Below are 16,444 nucleotides of genomic sequence, written 5' to 3' on the forward strand. Positions count from 1 at the left end.
CGAGCCGTCCGTGTCGGTCAGCGCCGGGCTGATGGTCAGCGGGATCGCGCTGTCTTCATTGCCGGTCGCCGCTGACACGCTGAGCGTCGGGGTGTCGGTCACCGGGTTCACCGTCACCGCCAGAGTCTTGGTCACCGGCACCGCATCGGCCACACCGTCCTTGGCGGTGGCGGTGACCGTCAGGGTGAAGTCGACGTCGCTGTTGGCCGGCGGCGTGATCGTCAGGCCGGCAAGCTGCGTCGGCGTCAGGGTGATCGAGCCGTTGCTGATCGTCAGCGTGTCGTGAGCGGTGTTGCTCAGGCTGGCGCCAGTCGGGATGCCGCTGATGGTGATGCTCAGCGTCTCCGAGCCGTCGGTGTCGGTCAGCGCCGGAGTGATCGTCAGCGGGATCGCGCTGTCTTCGTTGCCGGCTGCCGCCGATACGCTCAGCGTCGGGGTGTCCGTCACCGGGTTGACGGTGACGAGCAGCGGGGCGCTGGTGCTGGCCGGAGCGGCGGTGCCGTCGGTGCTGGTCGCCGTCACCGTCAGGGTGAAGTCGACGTCGCTGTTCAGCGGCGGCGTGATCGCCAAACCCGCAAGCTGGGTCGGCGTCAGGGTGATCGAGCCGTTGCTGATCGTCAGCGTGTCGTGAGCGGTGTTGCTCAGGCTGGCACCCGTGGGGATGCCGCTGATGGTGATGGTCAGCGTCTCCGAGCCGTCGGTGTCGGTCAGCGCCGGGCTGATGGTCAGCGGAATCGCGCTGTCTTCGTTGCCGGCGGTCGCGGAGACGCTCAGCGTCGGCGTGTCCGAAACCGGGTTGACGGTGACCGGCAGGGTGGCGGTGACGCTGGTGGGCGCCGCGCCACCGTCGGTGCTGGTCGCCGTCACCGTCAGGGTGAAGCTGTCGCCGCTGTTGGTCGGCGGGGTCAGCGTCAGGCCGGCCAGTTGGGTGGAGGTCAGGACGATGGTGCCATCAACCACGCTCAGAACCGTGCCGGAGCCGTCGCGCAGCACCGCCCCGGTCGGGATGCCCGACAGGGTGACGGTCAGCGTCTCGGTGCCGCCGGTGTCGGTCAGAGCCGCGGCGACGTTCAGGGCGATGGCGCTGTCCTCGTCACCCGAAACGCCGTTCACCGTCAGGCTCGGCGGGTCGGACACGGCCGGCGCGGTGGTGGGCGTGGTGGGCGTGGTGGCGGCAGGCACATCGACCGTGGCGGTGGTGGCAGCCGCAGCGTCGGGCACCGCGACCGGGGCCGGGACATCCACGGCCGTCCCCGTCCCGTCCGCCAGACCGGGCGTCGCCAGCGCGACGGCGTCGGGTGCGGCGGCCGGCAACTCGGTGTAGACCGTCGTCGTGCGCGCCGTCGACAGCAGCGCTGCCCGGCTGGTGCCCGTCCCGGCCGCCTCGCGGCCTTCCTCGGAAAGGCCGGAGCCCTCGGGACCGCTGGGCCCGGACCCCCGGGTGCCGTTGGTGCGGAGCAGGTCGCCGTTCAGCAGCTGTGCGGTCGTCGCCTGGTCGGCCGCCACCGCGGTGGAGTCGCTGACGACGCTGCCGGTCTGCACGGAACCGCCGACCATCAGGTCCTCGGCCCCGCGATAGTCGGTCTGCACATAGCCGAGCGTGTCGTCCGGCCGCTCCAGCTCGACGCTGTTGACCTCGTGGATCACGCCGCCCAGCCGGGTGCCGTCGACCTGCTGGAGGAGGGTCAGATCGTCGAGGATCTGGCGATCGTCAACCGCCGGATTGTTCCCCTGTCCCGCTTCCTCAGCCATCGAACCGCTCCCAATGGACATGCGCCGTGGCGCACTTTGTGCCTATGCACCTAAGGCTAGGTTCTAGCGTTATGAGTTGCTTGTGATAAGAATCTTCCTGTGATGAAAATCAACGGACTGAAGCAAGCAAGTGCCGATTTCGGGCCGTTCCGAGCAGCTTCGTTGCCGGCTCCGGTGGCAAAAAGACCTTGGAAACCCTCATTTTCGGCCAGGCCGCGAGGCGCATCGGACCGGCTGTGCGCATATTGAGTCATCGCGCGGTTGCCATTTGTTGCTATTCGCGGATTTACCTATCACTAGCAATTATGATGTTGATTGGCGGCTCGGTTACCCTTGTGTACAGGTCCGTCGTTTTGCAGCCCGCTCTTCCGCCCTCCACCCGCAACCCCCCGCCGGCGAAGGCCGTCGCCGACCGCGACCGGTCCGCCGAAGGCGCCGCGCGCCGGCTGCTGTCGGGCATGCTGGGCCCGCGCCGCGACCGGGTCATGCTGGTGCTGGCGTCCTTTGCGCTGAACGTCTTCGGCCTGGCGCTGCCGGTCACGCTGCTGCATGTCTACGACCGCATCCTGCCCAACGAGTCCTACGGGACCATGCTGCTGCTCGGCATCGGCTGTGGTGCCGCGGCGGTGCTGGAGGCGATCCTGCGGGTCGCACGCTCCGCCCTGACCACCTGGATGGGCGCCCGGATCGAGCACCAGTCCAGCGCGGCGCTGATCGACCGCCTGATGCACATGCCGCTGAACGCCTTTTCCCAGCAGGGCATCGGCACCCATTTCGAGGTCTACCGCGCCATCAAGATGGTGCGCGAGTTCTACGCCGGCCAGGCGCTGCAATCGGCCATCGACATTCCCTTCGCCTTTCTCTACCTCGGGCTGATCGCGCTGCTGGCGGGGGAGCTGGTGGCGATCCCGCTGGTGGTGCTGGTGCTGTTCCTGGTCGTCGGCGGCATCCTCGGCCGGCGGATGCGCCGGGCGCTGGAAAGCCGCCACACGCTGGAGGAGCGGCGCCTGAACTTCATCAGCGAGGTCCTGGCCGGCGTCCACACCGTCAAGGGCCTGGGGGCCGAGGCCGGGCTGCTGCGCCGCCACGAACGCCTGCAGCAGGGCTGCAGCGAGGAGGATTTCAACGTCGCCCGGCTGAGCGGCACCGCATCGGTGGTCGCCGGCACGCTGGCGCAGGCGACCATGATGCTGGTGGTCATCGTCGGCAGCGTGTCGGTGATCGACGGGGCGATGACGACCGGCGTGCTCACCGCCTGCTCGATGCTGGCCGGGCGTTGCGTCCAGCCGGTCCAGGCGCTGTTCGACCGCTGGGTGCGCTACCAGTCGGTGTCGCTGGCGCTGCGCCGCATCGGCCATGTCCTGCTGGAGGTCGGGTCGGACGGCAGCGCCGCGCGGCCGGACGGAACGATGGCGCCGGCCGCCGGCATGGCCACCGACAGCGCCGGCGCGCCGCTGGCCTGCGGCTCGATCGAGATCGACAACGTCCGCTTCGCCTACCACCGCGGGCCCGAGATCCTGAGCGACCTGTCGCTCAGCGTCGGCCCCGGCGAGTTCCTGGGGGTGGTGGCGACCAACGCGTCGGGCAAGACGACGCTGCTGCGCCTGATCCTCGGCGTGCTGCGCCCGACCGCCGGCGACGTGCGGGTCGGGGTGCGCGACGGCACGTCCCACACCGACGCCGACGCGATGACCGGCATCGGCGGCGTCGTCTATGTCGGCGAGCATCCGGAGCTGTTCAAAGGCACCATCCTGCAGAACCTGACCCTGTTCGACCCCAGCCGGGCCGATCTGGCGATGGAGGTGTGCCGGCGCTTCGGGCTCGACCGCCGCATCGCCAGCCTGCCGCAGGGCTATGAGACCATCGTCGGCGACGCCTCGCAGGAAGCGCTGCCGCGCGGCGCCCGCCAGATGATCTGCCTGGCCCGCGCGCTGGTCCGCGAACCGGCGGTGCTGCTGCTGGACGAGCCGAACTCCTCGCTCGACACCGAATCGGACAAGGTGTTCCGCCGCGCGCTCGAGGAGCTGCGCGGCGGCGTCACCATCCTGCTGGTCACCAGCCGGCCGTCGCTGCTGACGCTCGCCGACCGGGTGGTGCAGATCGTCGACGGGCGCGTGGTGAGCCGCCCGCAGGCCGGGTCCGACGGCACCGCCGGCCAACCCGTCCTGGTCGCCACCAGCGATCCCGTGACACCGGGGACGGCCGCCGACGCCGACCCGATCCGCGCGGCGCACGATGACGACGACGCCCTGCGCCGCCGCCTGTCCGAAGCCTCCGCCGTCGGCGCCTGCATGGTGCCGCTGCTGGACGCCCTGGGCTGGCGCGGCGGCCCGCAGGCCCTGGCCGAGGCGCTGCCCCACGTCTCCGAGGTCCAGACGGTCGAGGAGCTGTGCGAGGTCTTCCAGCGCCTGCATTTCGACGGGCGGCGGGTCCGCGTCGACCTCGCCCGGCTGGACCCGTCCCTGCTGCCCTGCCTGTTCCGGCGGGCCGACGGCACCGTCCACACCCTGCTGTCCGACGGACCGGACGGCATCACCGCCTACAGCGGGCAGGCCCGCGGCACCGTCACGCTGACCGCCGGCAAGGGCGCCGCCTACGTCTTCACCCCGCTGGAGGCCGCCGCCGGCGCCGGGGCGCAGAACTGGGTCGGCACGGTCGTGCACGGCTTCCTGCCGCTGCTGTGGGCGGTGCTGGGGCTCAGCGCCGTCATCAACCTGCTGTCCATTGCCGCCCCGCTCTTCACCATGGCGATCTACGACAAGGTGGTCGCCACCGGGTCGATCGACACGCTGGTGACCATCGCGGTCGGCGCCGCCCTGGTGGTGGCGGGCGATTTCGCGCTGCGCCAGATCCGCGGCCGCGCGCTGGCCCACGCCGGGTCGCGCATCGCCCGGTCGATCAGCAACGCCACCATCGACCGCATCCTGATGCTGCCGGTGGGCATGAGCGAGCGCGCCGCCATCGGCACCCAGATCGCCCGGGTGAAGGACCTGGAATCGATCCGCGACTTCATCAGCCAGGGCCAGGTCGCCGCCCTGTTCGACGTGCCGTTCGCCCTGTTCTACCTGGGGGTGATGGCGGTGCTGGGCGGGCCGCTGGCGCTGGTGCCGCTGGCCGCCGTGCTGCTGACCGCCGCCATCGGCGCCGCCGTCCACCCGCTGGTGCGCGCCCGCACCGGCTCCACCGCGCGGGCCGACACCGAACGGCAGGAGTTCTTCGTCGAGATGGTCGCCAAGATGCCGGCGCTGCGCGCCATCGGCGGGCTGGCCCACTGGCGCGACCGCTACGACCGGCTGTCGGCCCGCACCGCGCGGTCGGGCCACACCGCCGCCAACCTGTCGGCCACCCACGCGGCGCTCGCCGGGCTGGTGGTGCCGGTCGCCGGGCTGGCCACCGTCGGCGTCGGCGCCCTCCAGGTGTTCGCCGGCACGATGACGCCGGGCGCCCTGATGGCGTCGATGATGCTGCTGTGGCGGGTGATGGTGCCGCTGCAGACCGCGGTGTCGATGCTGCCGCGCATCGAGCAGCTGCGCGCCAACGCCCGCCAGATCAACAGCCTGATGAGCATCCGGCCGGAACGCGAGCCGCGCTGCGCCACCCTGCAGCCGCGCCGGCTGAAGGGCGAGGTGTCGCTGTCGCGCGTGTCGCTGCGCTACCGCAACGACGCCGACCCGGCGCTGGTCGGCGTGTCCTTCACGGTCAAGCCGGGGCAGATCGTCGCCATCGTCGGCCCGGACGGCGCCGGCAAATCCTCGCTGCTGAAGGTCATGCTGGGGCTGTACGCGCCGCAGGCCGGCAATGTGCGGGTCGACGGCGTCGACATCCGCCAGATGGACCCGATCGAGCTGCGCAAGTCGATCGGCTATGTGCCGCAGGCCAGCGCGCTGTTCTACGGCACGGTCGCCCAGAACCTGCGCTTCGCCGACCAGACCGCCGACGACGCCGAGCTGCGCTGGGCCTTGTCGCTGGCCGGTGCGCTGGACGAGGTGGAGGCGCTGTCGAACGGGCTCGACACCCGGATCGGCGACAACCAGTCGGTCCGCCTGTCGCCCAGCCTGATGCAGAAGATCTGCCTGGCCCGCGCCTACATCCGCCGGCCGCGCATCCTGCTGCTCGACGAGCCGGCCAGCCGGCTGGATTTCGAGGGCGACAAGGCGCTGCACGCCGCCCTGACGGCCTTGCGCGGGCACAGCACCATCTTCCTGGTCACCCACCGGCCGAGCCATCTGACGCTGGCCGACACGGTGCTGACCATGGACGCCGGCATGATCGCCCCCGCCAACCCGGGTGCCGGCCTGCCCGGCCCTAATCCCGGTGGCCCCAATCCCGGTGGCCCCCGCCCCGGCGGCCCCGGCAACAGCATCGCCAACGGCATCGCCGGCGCGCTGCTGGGCGGGGCCGCGCTCCAACGCCCGCCCGGCCTCGCCGCCACCCCGCCCCGCTGACCTTTTTCCTTTACTCCGTGTGACCCATCCCATGGCCGCTTCCGACCTCGCCCGACCGACCGGCAAATCGCTCAGCGCCGACGACGCGACGCTGTCGCTGGTCCGCGCCACCATCCTCGTGCTGGTCCTGCTGCTGGCGGCCCTGCTGGCCTGGGCCACGCTGATGCCGGTCAAGGAGGCGGTCGTCACCGCCGGTCAGGTGGTGCCGTCCGGCAACGCCCAGGTCGTCCAGCATCTGGAGGGCGGCATCGTCGCGTCCATCCTGGTCAAGGACAGCGATCTGGTGGAGGCCGGGCAGCCGCTGGCGGTGTTCGATCCCAAGCAGGTGCAGTCCGAGCTGGAGCAGATGAACGCCCGCCTGCTGACGCTTGACCTGCGGGCGGAACGGCTGCGCGCCTTCGCCGCCGGGCGCGAGCCGGACTTCGGCCGCTTCGCCGGCGCCGACCCGGCCCAGGTGGCCGACCAGCGCCTGATCTTCGACACCCAGAGCCAGGCGCGCGACACCGCCATCGCCGTGCTGCGCGCCCAGGTGTCGCAGCGGGTGGCCGAACTGGCGCTGTACCAGGGCCAGCTCGCCAGCATCAGGGACCAGATCGCGCTGATCACCGGCTCGGTCGACATCCGCAACAAGCTGGAATCGATGGGGCTGTCGTCGAAGCTCCAGTCGCTGGAAACCCAGCGCGAGCAGTCGCGCCTGATGGGCGAGGAACGGCGGATCGAAGGCCAGATCGTCGCCACCCGGCAGGCGATCACCGAGGCCGGCAACCGCATCCTCGACCAGTCGGCCAAGCTGGCGCAGGACGCGGTGAACGAGATGGGCACCGTCACCGCCGAGATCGCGCAGTTGCGCGAGGCCCGCGGCAAGCTGGACGACCGCTCCCACCGGCTGACCGTGCTGTCGCCGGTGCGCGGGCTGGTGCAGGACCTGCGGGTCAACACCGTCGGCGCCGTGGTTCCCGAAGGCGGTGTCCTGATGCAGATCGTCCCGGTCGACCACGAGATGACGGTCGAGGCCCACGTCACCCCGCGCGACGTCGGCCAGCTCCACATCGGGCTGGAGGCGACGGTGAAGGTGCTGACCTACGACTTCGCCCGCTACGGCTCGATCCCCGGCAAACTGCTGCGGATCTCCGCCTCCACCTTCCTCGATGAGCAGCACCGGCCCTACTACAAGGCGATCGTCGGGCTGAGCCGCAATTACGTTGGCCACGACGACGCCCAGCACCCGGTGCTGCCCGGCATGACGACGCAGGTCGAGATGACCACCGGCGAACGGTCGCTGCTGGAGTACCTGCTGAAGCCGATCTACTTCGCGCTGTCCGACAGCTTCAACGAACGCTGACCGGCGGGGGACGCCGGAACGCCGAAGGCCGCCCGTCCGGATGGGGACGGGCGGCCTTCGTGATGCGAGCTGGCCGGAACCTTGGACGGAGGACGAGACGCCGGGTCAGTAGGCGCCGAGCGACCGGGCGAGGCCGGAGAACTCCTCGGCCAGCCAGCCTTCGCGATCGATCAGATAGCCCATCAGATGCTTGAGGGCCGCTTCGCAGGCAGCCTTGCGGTCGCGGTCGCTCAGGTCGCCCGCGGCCAGACGGGCGACGAACTCATCCACGACCTCTGCGGCCTTGCACGGATCGGTATCGGTCATGGCGGGAAACAACCTGAAGGCCGGGGCGGAGGTGGAGCCGGTGGTGGGCTGGGGGATCATGAAGGCGCCTCGATCATGGACGCGTTTGCCTACCCGGATAATGGGGCTATGGCCGCCGAGCGTGAAGACGGGACTTGGTGTTGAAATGGAACAAATTTAAGCCGTATTCGATACAATCCGTTACCGATGCGCGCCGTGCCGCGCTTCGGGGCGTTGGCCTGACGCAGATCGACAGAAGATGTCACGACATATCAGTAGCAATAGATACTGCTTCTAATTAGAGTAGTAAGCGAGATATCAGCGCCCGTGAAGATCATGGCCGGCCGCCCGAACCGCAGCGCCTCCCTCCAGACCAGCGAACCCGATCCGGCGGCCGTCAGCCTGGACAAGGTGAAGGCGATTCTGACCCCGCTCGACCGGGCGCAGAAGTCGAAGCTCTTCGAATTGGTGCGGGCGGGCCATCTGGAAGACGACCAGATGACGATCGAGGTCGGGCGCCTGATCGTCGCCATGCTGAACGGTCCGCGCACCGAGCACGCGCGCCGCATCTGGACCGGCTGGTTCGACCCGGTGATGCTGCGCACCGACGCCCTGATGATGGCGGAAACCCGCCCGCCCGGCTGCATGCATGTGGTCGACGCCAGCGCTTGGTGGTTCGCGCTGCTGCCACATCTGCGCGAGTTGGCCGGGCGGGTGCAGAGCGACATCGCCCAACGCGCCCGCGAGCATCCGCTGGACATCGTCCTCGCCTCCCCCGCCGCCGATGAGTGGGCGGAGGAGTTGCGCAGCCGGTCGCTGGCGGTTCTGCGCCAGCGCGGCGGCGCCGGTCCGCTGCTGGCCACCGCCAACGCGGAGCGGACCACCCTGCTGCGCAAGCGCGGCCTTGCCGGCGTCCATCCGCTGACGATGACCGATCTGGCGATGCTGGACGCGATGCTGGAGCATGCCCCGCTGTGGAAGGGGACGGCGCGCCCGCGCGACCTGATCGGCATGCTGCACGCCACCTCCGTCATGGTCGATCGCGGCGGCGGGTCCGACGGCGCCCTGCTCTACGCCCTGTCCCTGGTGAACGCGTCGCGCGACCCCGACCAGGCGCTCGCCCTCTATGGCCAGCTCTCCAGCCCGGCCCTGGTCGATTCGGCCCTCGGCCATGTGCAGTTCGCCTGGCAATGCCTGCGCCAGAAGCTGGAAGACCTCCATCTCGGACGCCCCGCCCCGCCGCAGCTCACCGCCGGTGAAACGGTGGAGCGGCTGACCGAGCGCGCCTTCCGCTGGTACGACGCGTTGCAAGGCTTCGGCATCGAGCGCGGCGGCCGCAACTGGGCGGCGGTGTCCTCCGCGGTGGGACGGGTGACCGGTCTGGTCGAAGGCGAGGTGGTGCCGGTGCTGAGCCACCGCCTGCTGACGCTCAACGTCACCGCGTCGGTCCTGCCGCTGATGGAGCCGGTCCGCTTCATCAACAGCTTCAACCACCGGCTGCGGCGGCGCGGCATCGCCGCGTCCACCAACCCTTGGTTGCCGGCGATCGGCGAGCATCTGGCCAACCTGTTCCGTCAGGTCGGCGCCGAGGGCCGGGAGAGCGCCCTGGCGGCGATGGCCCGGCTGTGCGAGCTGGCGGAGGAAACCGGCTATCCCATCGAAATGACGGTCATCGACAAGACGCTGCTGGCCACCGTGGAACGCGCGTTGCGCGACGGGCGCGAGCTGGACGACGGCGAGAGCCGGCTGATCGAACGCGTGGTCACGATCGCGGCCGAAGAGCGCCGCAAATGCCGCTGGTGGGTGTCGGGCGAGCTGGTGAGCCTGCTGGACGCGGCGCAGCAGCGCGGCATCGGCCCGGCACCCCGCTGACGGCGCCGGGGACGGCCGCGACCGGCCGGACCCAACCGGGTCCAGGCCCGGTCCGCTGACCACACGGACGTTCCGCATCAAAAGCCTGTTCCAATTCGAAGAAAACCCGGGCACCGTCGAGAGGTGGAAGCCAATCCGGGAGCGGAACGCGCGTTCCGAAACCCAAAAGAGGTCAGGGAGACTTCGCAATGAACAGACGCACTCTTCTCACCACGGCCGCCGCCGCCGCGACGGCCGGCGCGCTCGGCTTCAAGCCGGCCATCCTGCGGGCCCAGCCGGCGGCGGTGAAGGTCGGCTTCGTCGGCACGCTGTCGGGCCCCGGCGCCGCGCTGGGCAACCATCTGCGCGACGGCTGGCTGGCCGGCGTGGCGCAGTTGAACAACCAGCTCGGCGGCCGGCCGGTCGAGACGCTGATCATCGACGACGAACTGAAGCCGGACGTCGCCGTCTCCAAGATCCGCGCCGCGCTGGAACGCGACAAGGTCGATTTCGTGGTCGGCGTCGTCTTCAGCAACATCCTGCAGGCGATCGTCCGCCCGGTCACCGAAAGCGAGACCTTCCTGATCACCGCCAACGCCGGCCCGTCGACCGTCGCCGGCAAGGGCTGCAGCCCGTTCCTGTTCAGCAGCGCCTACCAGAACGACCAGCCGCACGCGGCGATGGGGCAGGCGGCGCAGGACGCCGGCTACAAGCGGGTCTTCGTGCTGGTGCCGAACTACCAGGCCGGCAAGGACTCGGTCGCCGGTTTCCGCAGCCGTTTCAAGGGCGAGGTGATCGACGAGGTCTATGTGCCGCTGACCCAGCTCGATTTCTCGACCGAGATCACCAAGATCGCCGCCGCCAAGCCGGACGCCGTCTTCACCTTCATGCCGGGCGCGCTGGGCGTCAATCTGGTGCGGCAGTACCGGCAGGCCGGACTGGGCAGCATCCCCTTCCTGTCGACCTTCACCGTCGACGAATCGACGCTGCCGGCGCAGGGCGACGCGGCGGTCGGCTTCTTCACCGCGGCGAGCTGGGCGCCCAACCTCGACAACCCGCACAGCCGCCGCTTCGTCCAGGCCTTCGAGGCCGCCTACGGCTACGTCCCGGCCAGCTACGCGGCGCACGCCTATGACGCGGCGCACATGCTCGACGCCGCCATCCGGCGGACCGGCGGCGACGTCGCCAACAAGGCGGCGCTGCGGGCCGCCATGGAAAAGGGCGACTTCCCGTCGGTGCGCGGCCCGATCCGCCTCGGCGCCAACCATTTCCCGATCCAGGACTTCTGGCTCTGCCAGGTCGCCAAGCGGGCCGACGGCAAGTTCCAGACCGAGACGGTGCGCAAGGTGCTGGAGGCCGACGTCGACAGCCACGCCGCCGCCTGCCGGATGACCTGACGGAGACGGCGCGATGGCGATGCTCCTCGTCCAAACGCTGAACGGGTTGCAGTTCGGCGTCCTGCTGTTCCTGGTCGCGGCGGGTCTCAGTCTGGTCTTCGGCGTCATGGACCTGATCAACCTGGCGCACGGGGTCCAGTACATGCTGGGCGCCTATGTCGCCGCGACGCTGGGGGTGTGGAGCGGCAACTTCTGGCTGGGGGCGCTGCTGTCGCTGCCGGTGAGCCTGCTGGTCGGGCTGGCGCTGGAATGGCTGGTGTTCCGGCACCTCTACCGGCGCGACCACATGAGCCAGGTGCTCGCCACCTTCGGCGTCATCCTGACGCTGGACGAGGCGACGCGGGCGCTGTGGGGAAGCGCGCCGTTGAACGTGCTGCAACCGGACGGCCTGCCGGACGGGATCGAGCTGATCCCCGGCCTGCTCTACCCGACCTACCGGCTGGTGATCATCGCCATCGGCTTCGCGGTGCCGCTGGCGCTGTGGTTCATCGTCGAGCGGACGCGGGCCGGGATGCTGATCCGCGCCGGCGCGACCAACGCCGCCATGGTGTCGGCGCTGGGTGTGAACATCCGCCGCCTGTTCACCATCGTCTTCGCCTTCGGCGCGATGCTCGCCGGGTTCGCCGGGGCGCTGGCCAGCCCGATCTTCCCGGTGGCACCGGGCATGGGCGACAACGTGCTGATCCTGTGCTTCGTCGTCATCGTCATCGGCGGCATCGGCTCGATCCGCGGCGCCTTCCTCGCCGCGCTGCTGGTCGGGCTGCTCGACACGGTGGGGCGGGCCATGCTGCCGGACCTGCTGCGGCTGGTGCTCGACCCGTCCGCCGCCCGGCAGACCGGGGCGGCGCTGGCCTCGATGCTGGTCTACATCGCCATGGCCGGCATCCTGTTCTTCCGCCCGGCCGGGCTCTTTCCGGGAGCGCGGGCATGAGCGGGGTCCTGCGCCGTCAGGCGACGCCGGTCCTCGTCCTGCTGGCGCTCGCCGCCCTGCCCTTCCTGGGCTTCGGCGGCAGCTTCGCCCTCGGCCTGCTGGCGCGGGCGATGATCCTGGGCATGGCGGCGGTCAGCCTGTCGCTGCTGGTCGGCGGCGCCGGGCTGGTCAGCCTGGGCCAGGCCGCCATGATGGGCATCGGCGCCTACACCGTCGCGGCGCTGGACGCCGCCGGCATCACCGAGGGACTGGTGGTCTTCCCCGCCGCCATCGCCGCCGCGGCGCTGTTCGCCCTGGTCACCGGCGCGGTGTCGCTGCGGACCAGCGGCGTGCATTTCATCATGATCACGCTGGCCTTCGGCCAGATGGCCTTCTTCACCGCGTCCTCGCTCTCCACCCTGGGCGGCGACGACGGCTACACGCTCTACGCCCGCACCGAGTGGCTGGGATCGCGGGCGATGGACAACCGGCTGGCCTTCCATTTCCTGTGCCTGGGCCTGCTGGCGCTGGTGTGGATCCTGGGATCCGTCCTGCTCGCCAGCCGGTTCGGCCGGGTGCTGCGGGCGGCGCGCGAGAACCAGCAGCGGGTGCAGGCGGTCGGCTTCCAGCCCTACCCGTACCGGCTGGTCGCCTATGTGCTGGCCGGCGCGGTCAGCGGGCTGGCCGGCGCCCTGCTCGCCAACGCGTCGGAGTTCGTGTCGCCCGCCACCCTGTCCTGGACCCGCTCCGGCGAGCTGCTGTTCATGGTGATCCTCGGCGGGCTCGGCCAGCTCTACGGCGCCATCCTCGGCGCGCTGGCCATCGTGCTGCTGGAGGAGTGGCTGTCGCACCTGCTGGTCTACTGGCGTCTGGTCTTCGGGCCGCTGCTGGTGCTGTCGGTGCTGTTCCTCCACAACGGGCTGGCCGGCCTGCCGGCGAGCCTGCGCGCGCGCCGCCCGGGCCGCGCCGCCGGTCTGAAGGGGAGCAACGCCAATGCCTGAGCCATTGCTGGAGCTGGACGGGCTGCGCAAGAGCTTCGGCGCGCTGACCGTCACCAGCGACGTGTCGCTGACCGTGCTGCCCGGCGAGATCCACGCCGTCATCGGCCCGAACGGCGCCGGCAAGACGACGCTGATCCACCAGATCAGCGGCACGCTGCGCCCCGACCGCGGGACGGTGCGATTCGCCGGGCGGGACGTCACCGCCCTGCCGCTGGAACGCCGCGCCCGGCTGGGGCTGGCCCGCAGCTTCCAGATCACCAGCGTCGTTCCCAGCTTCACCGCGCTGGAGAACGTCGCACTGGCGGTGCAGGCGCGCAGCGGGTCGTCCTTCCGCTTCCTGCGGCCCGCCGCCGGCGAGGCGGCGCTGAACGGCGAGGCGCGGGCAGCGCTCGACACCATCGGGCTGGGGGCCGTTGCCGGCACGCCCGCGGCGGCGCTGTCGCACGGCGCCAAGCGCCAGCTCGAACTCGCCATCGCCATCGCCATGCGGCCGCGCCTGCTGCTGCTCGACGAACCGCTGGCGGGGGCCGGGCCGGAGGACACCGAACGGCTGATCGGCATCCTGCGCGGCCTGCGGGCGCGCTACGGCATCCTGCTGGTCGAGCACGACATGCAGGCCGTCTTCGCGCTCGCCGACCGTGTTTCGGTGCTGGTCTATGGCCGGGTGATCGTCACCGGGACGGTCGCGGAAATCCGCAGCCATCCGGAGGTCCGCAGGGCCTATCTGGGAGAGGACGAGCTGGCCTGATGCTGACGATCGAGAATCTCAAGGCCGGCTACGGCCAGAGCCAGGTGCTGTTCGACGTCTCGCTGTCCATCGGCGCCGGCGAGGTCCTGGCCCTGCTCGGCCGCAACGGGATGGGCAAGACCACGACCATCGCCACCATCATGGGGCTGCTGCCGAGTTGGGACGGCCGCCTGAGCTTCGACGGCCGCGCCATCGACGGCCTGCCGCCCTACCGGGTGGCCCAGATGGGCGTCGGGCTGGTGCCGGAGGGCCGCCAGATCTTCCCGACCCTGACGGTGGAGGAGAATCTGGTCGCCACGGCGGCGGCGCGCGGGACCGCCGCGCCGCGCTGGACGCTGGAGGCGATCTGGACGCTGTTCCCCCGCCTGCAAGAGCGGCGGCGCAACCTGGGCAACCGGCTGTCGGGCGGCGAGCAGCAGATGCTGGCGATCGGCCGGGCGCTGATGACCAACCCGCGTCTGCTGATCCTGGACGAGGCGACCGAAGGGCTGGCGCCGGTGATCCGCGGCGAGATCTGGTCGGTGCTCGACACGCTCAAGCGCGAGGGGCAGTCGATCCTGCTGGTGGACAAGAACCTGTCGGCGGTGCTGCGCCTCGCCGACAAGGGCGTGGTGATCGAGAAGGGCCGCACCGTCTGGAGCGGGACCAGCCGCGAGCTGGCCGCGGCGCAGGACGTCCAGCACAGCTATCTTCACCTCTAAAGCGGATCACAATCCGCTTCAAGCGCCCAAAAGCCCCAGCGTCGCCTCGTCCATCCGGCCGTCGCAGAAGCGGGCGAGCGCGGCGTGGTAGGGGGAGCCGGCGTCGTCGGCGACCACGGCGAACAGGGTCATGGAGGAGCGGAACTTCATGTCGTCGGGCGAGCCGAAGATCGCGTGGAGCGAGCGCTCCGGCACCGCCAGCACGGCGCGGGTGGCCTGATCGAGCCGCGCGCCGAGGATCGGGTGCGCGAGATAGGCCCGCGCCTCGTCGAGGGAGGCGATGCCGTAGAGCTGGGCGGTCGGCGAGCGGCCAAGCCCGCGCAATTGCGGGAAGACGAACCACATCCAGTGGCTGCGCTTGCGCCCGTCCCGCAGTTCATTCATCACCGCCGTGAAGACCGGCTCCTGCGCGTCGATGAACCGCTGGAGGTCGAAGGGGTCGTCGGTCGGCATGTCACCACTCCTCATTGTGCGCCGAAAGCCGCGCTACAGGTCCGCCCCATTCCGGGCGATGATGTCGCGATACCAGAAGAAGCTGTCCTTGCGGACGCGCCGGAGATCCCTCTCGTCCCGCTCGTCGCGGTTCACGTACACGAGGCCGTAGCGCTTCTGGTAGCCGTTCAGCCAGCTCAGGATGTCGGTGAAGGACCAGACGCAATAGCCCAGCAGATCGACGCCGTCGGACATCGCCGCGCGGCAGGCGGTCAGGTGATCGCGCAGGTAGGCGATGCGGTAGGGGTCATGCACCCGGTCGCCGTCTTCAAGCCTGTCGAACTCGCCGAGGCCGTTTTCGGTGATCAGGATCGGCAGGCCGTAGCGCGAGGCCAGCCGGCGCAGGCCGATGCGCAGCCCGGTCGGGTCGATCGCCCAGTCCCAGTTGGTGGTGGCGAGATGCGGGTTGGTCGCCGTCCGGTAGAGCCCCGGCACGCCGCTGGCCGGCGTGGTGCCCTTCTGGCCCGAGGTGTTGATGCGCTGCATCGTCACCCCGTCGGGCGGGTTTTCGGTGAAGGTCAGGCTCTGGTAGTAATTCACGCCGATGAAGTCCGGACGGCTTGACGCCAGCAGGTCCAGGTCCCCGGGCAGCAGGTCCGGCGCCTCGCCGACCTCCCTCAGCCAAGCCAGCGCCGAGCGCGGGTAGCGGCCGAGGCAATAGGGGTCGAGCCACCAATGGTTGGTGAACTCCTCGGCGTTCTCGAAGGCCAGCATGTCGGACGGGCTCGCCGAGGCCGGGTAGGCCGGCGAATAGGCGAAGCTCGGGCCGATCCGGCCGTCCGGGACCCAGCGGCGGAAGGCGGCAATCACCCGCGCGTTGGCCAGGAAGGCGTGGTGGTTGGCCTGGAAGAAGCGCTTGCGGTCCTGGACCGCCGGCGGGTGGGTGCCGAGCTGGTAGGCGTTGGTCAGGTTGTAGTTCTGCTCGTTGAGCGAGACCCAATGCTTCACCCGGTCGCCGAAGCGCTGGAACAGGATCACGCAATAGGCCTCGAAATCATCGATGATCCGCCGGTCCTCCCAGCCCTGATAGGCGTCCTGCAGCGCCTGGGGCAGGTCCCAATGATAGAGCGTCAGCACCGGCCGGATGCCATGGGCGAGCAGCCCGTCGATCAGCTGTTCATAGAAGGCCAGCCCGGCCTCGTTCACCGCACCGCGGCCTTCGGGAAGGACGCGCGGCCAACTGACCGAGAAGCGATAGGCCGTCAGCCCCGCCTCGGCCATCAGCGCGATGTCGTCCGCGAACCGGTGGTAATGGTCGACCGCGACGTCGCCGTTGCTGCCCTGGAAGGTCCGTCCGGGCTCCTTGCAGAAGCGGTCCCACACCGACGGCCCCTTGCCGTCCGCGTCCCAGGCGCCTTCCACCTGATAGGCGGCCGACGCCGCACCCCACAGGAAATCGGCTGGAAACGGACGGAGCGTCGTGTGCTGCATGGATCCTGTCCCAAGCTCTGGCCGGCCGCGGCGGGCCGGGAGCACCTCCATATGGGTCGGGCAGCCGGGTGCCGACAGGCCCCACGGCG

11 protein-coding genes and 1 pseudogene are annotated in these 16,444 nt (G+C 70.3%); 8 read left to right on the plus strand and 4 right to left on the minus strand.

Annotation, left to right across the window (positions count from 1 at the left end; all coding sequences use genetic code 11):
* Positions 1-1,752 (minus strand): annotated as a pseudogene (locus TSO352_RS11810) (calcium-binding protein); the annotation flags it as partial.
* Positions 1,753-2,105: 353 nt separating this feature from the next.
* On the opposite strand from TSO352_RS11810, the gene TSO352_RS11815 reads away from it, so the two are divergent.
* Positions 2,106-6,197, plus strand: coding sequence for an ATP-binding cassette domain-containing protein (locus tag TSO352_RS11815; RefSeq protein WP_247872051.1), 4,092 nt, complete (start codon positions 2,106-2,108; stop codon positions 6,195-6,197).
* A 31-nt stretch (positions 6,198-6,228) separates the two neighbouring features.
* On the plus strand, positions 6,229-7,539 hold the full coding sequence (locus TSO352_RS11820) for an HlyD family type I secretion periplasmic adaptor subunit (RefSeq protein WP_109107545.1): 1,311 nt from the start codon (positions 6,229-6,231) through the stop codon (positions 7,537-7,539).
* Positions 7,540-7,644: 105 nt separating this feature from the next.
* On the opposite strand, the gene TSO352_RS11825 is transcribed toward TSO352_RS11820, so the two are convergent.
* Complete coding sequence (locus tag TSO352_RS11825) at positions 7,645-7,905, minus strand: hypothetical protein (RefSeq protein ID WP_247872052.1); 261 nt, start codon at positions 7,903-7,905, stop codon at positions 7,645-7,647.
* A 255-nt stretch (positions 7,906-8,160) separates the two neighbouring features.
* Between TSO352_RS11825 and TSO352_RS11830 the strand changes: the two genes are divergently transcribed.
* The 6 genes from TSO352_RS11830 to TSO352_RS11855 all read left to right on the plus strand — a co-directional run bounded on the left by TSO352_RS11830 (position 8,161) and on the right by TSO352_RS11855 (position 14,432).
* Positions 8,161-9,696, plus strand: a complete 1,536-nt coding sequence (locus TSO352_RS11830) for a hypothetical protein (protein ID WP_109108281.1) — start codon at positions 8,161-8,163, stop codon at positions 9,694-9,696.
* A gap of 188 nt (positions 9,697-9,884) precedes the next feature.
* The gene (locus TSO352_RS11835) at positions 9,885-11,072 is read left to right on the plus strand and encodes an ABC transporter substrate-binding protein (protein ID WP_109107546.1); all 1,188 of its coding nucleotides are present in this window, start codon (positions 9,885-9,887) and stop codon (positions 11,070-11,072) included.
* Between the two features lie 13 nt (positions 11,073-11,085).
* Entirely contained in the window at positions 11,086-12,003 is a 918-nt protein-coding gene (locus TSO352_RS11840; RefSeq protein ID WP_109107547.1) for a branched-chain amino acid ABC transporter permease, read from the plus strand.
* Positions 12,000-12,983: a branched-chain amino acid ABC transporter permease gene (locus tag TSO352_RS11845; protein ID WP_109107548.1), complete on the plus strand. Its 984-nt coding sequence runs from the start codon at positions 12,000-12,002 to the stop codon at positions 12,981-12,983. Before TSO352_RS11840 ends, TSO352_RS11845 begins: the two co-directional genes overlap by 4 nt.
* Positions 12,976-13,731, plus strand: coding sequence for an ABC transporter ATP-binding protein (locus TSO352_RS11850; RefSeq protein WP_109107549.1), 756 nt, complete (start codon positions 12,976-12,978; stop codon positions 13,729-13,731). The genes TSO352_RS11845 and TSO352_RS11850 overlap by 8 nt, the downstream gene beginning before the upstream one ends.
* Entirely contained in the window at positions 13,731-14,432 is a 702-nt protein-coding gene (locus TSO352_RS11855; protein ID WP_109107550.1) for an ABC transporter ATP-binding protein, read from the plus strand. Before TSO352_RS11850 ends, TSO352_RS11855 begins: the two co-directional genes overlap by 1 nt.
* An 18-nt stretch (positions 14,433-14,450) precedes the next feature.
* Here TSO352_RS11855 and TSO352_RS11860 read toward each other — a convergent pair whose 3' ends face one another.
* Together TSO352_RS11860 and TSO352_RS11865 are read right to left on the minus strand one after the other, a co-directional pair.
* Positions 14,451-14,885: a DUF1810 domain-containing protein gene (locus tag TSO352_RS11860; RefSeq protein WP_109107551.1), complete on the minus strand. Its 435-nt coding sequence runs from the start codon at positions 14,883-14,885 to the stop codon at positions 14,451-14,453.
* 33 nt (positions 14,886-14,918) lie between these two features.
* Positions 14,919-16,355, minus strand: coding sequence for a glycoside hydrolase family 1 protein (locus tag TSO352_RS11865; protein WP_109107552.1), 1,437 nt, complete (start codon positions 16,353-16,355; stop codon positions 14,919-14,921).
* Between the last annotated feature and the right edge of the window lie 89 nt (positions 16,356-16,444).

Source organism: Azospirillum sp. TSO35-2 (assembly GCF_003116095.1).
Lineage (GTDB): Bacteria > Pseudomonadota > Alphaproteobacteria > Azospirillales > Azospirillaceae > Azospirillum.

Excerpts from the sequence above, each read along its gene's own strand:
- TSO352_RS11825 (WP_247872052.1), bottom strand. The coding sequence starts at position 7,905 with ATGATCCCCCAGCCCACCACCGGCTCCACCTCCGCCCCGGCCTTCAGG.
- TSO352_RS11820 (WP_109107545.1), top strand. The coding sequence starts at position 6,229 with ATGGCCGCTTCCGACCTCGCCCGACCGACCGGCAAATCGCTCAGCGCC.
- TSO352_RS11840 (WP_109107547.1), top strand. The coding sequence starts at position 11,086 with ATGGCGATGCTCCTCGTCCAAACGCTGAACGGGTTGCAGTTCGGCGTC.
- TSO352_RS11850 (WP_109107549.1), top strand. The coding sequence starts at position 12,976 with ATGCCTGAGCCATTGCTGGAGCTGGACGGGCTGCGCAAGAGCTTCGGC.
- TSO352_RS11830 (WP_109108281.1), top strand. The coding sequence starts at position 8,161 with ATGGCCGGCCGCCCGAACCGCAGCGCCTCCCTCCAGACCAGCGAACCC.
- TSO352_RS11835 (WP_109107546.1), top strand. The coding sequence starts at position 9,885 with ATGAACAGACGCACTCTTCTCACCACGGCCGCCGCCGCCGCGACGGCC.
- TSO352_RS11855 (WP_109107550.1), top strand. The coding sequence starts at position 13,731 with ATGCTGACGATCGAGAATCTCAAGGCCGGCTACGGCCAGAGCCAGGTG.
- TSO352_RS11865 (WP_109107552.1), bottom strand. The coding sequence starts at position 16,355 with ATGCAGCACACGACGCTCCGTCCGTTTCCAGCCGATTTCCTGTGGGGT.
- TSO352_RS11860 (WP_109107551.1), bottom strand. The coding sequence starts at position 14,885 with ATGCCGACCGACGACCCCTTCGACCTCCAGCGGTTCATCGACGCGCAG.
- TSO352_RS11845 (WP_109107548.1), top strand. The coding sequence starts at position 12,000 with ATGAGCGGGGTCCTGCGCCGTCAGGCGACGCCGGTCCTCGTCCTGCTG.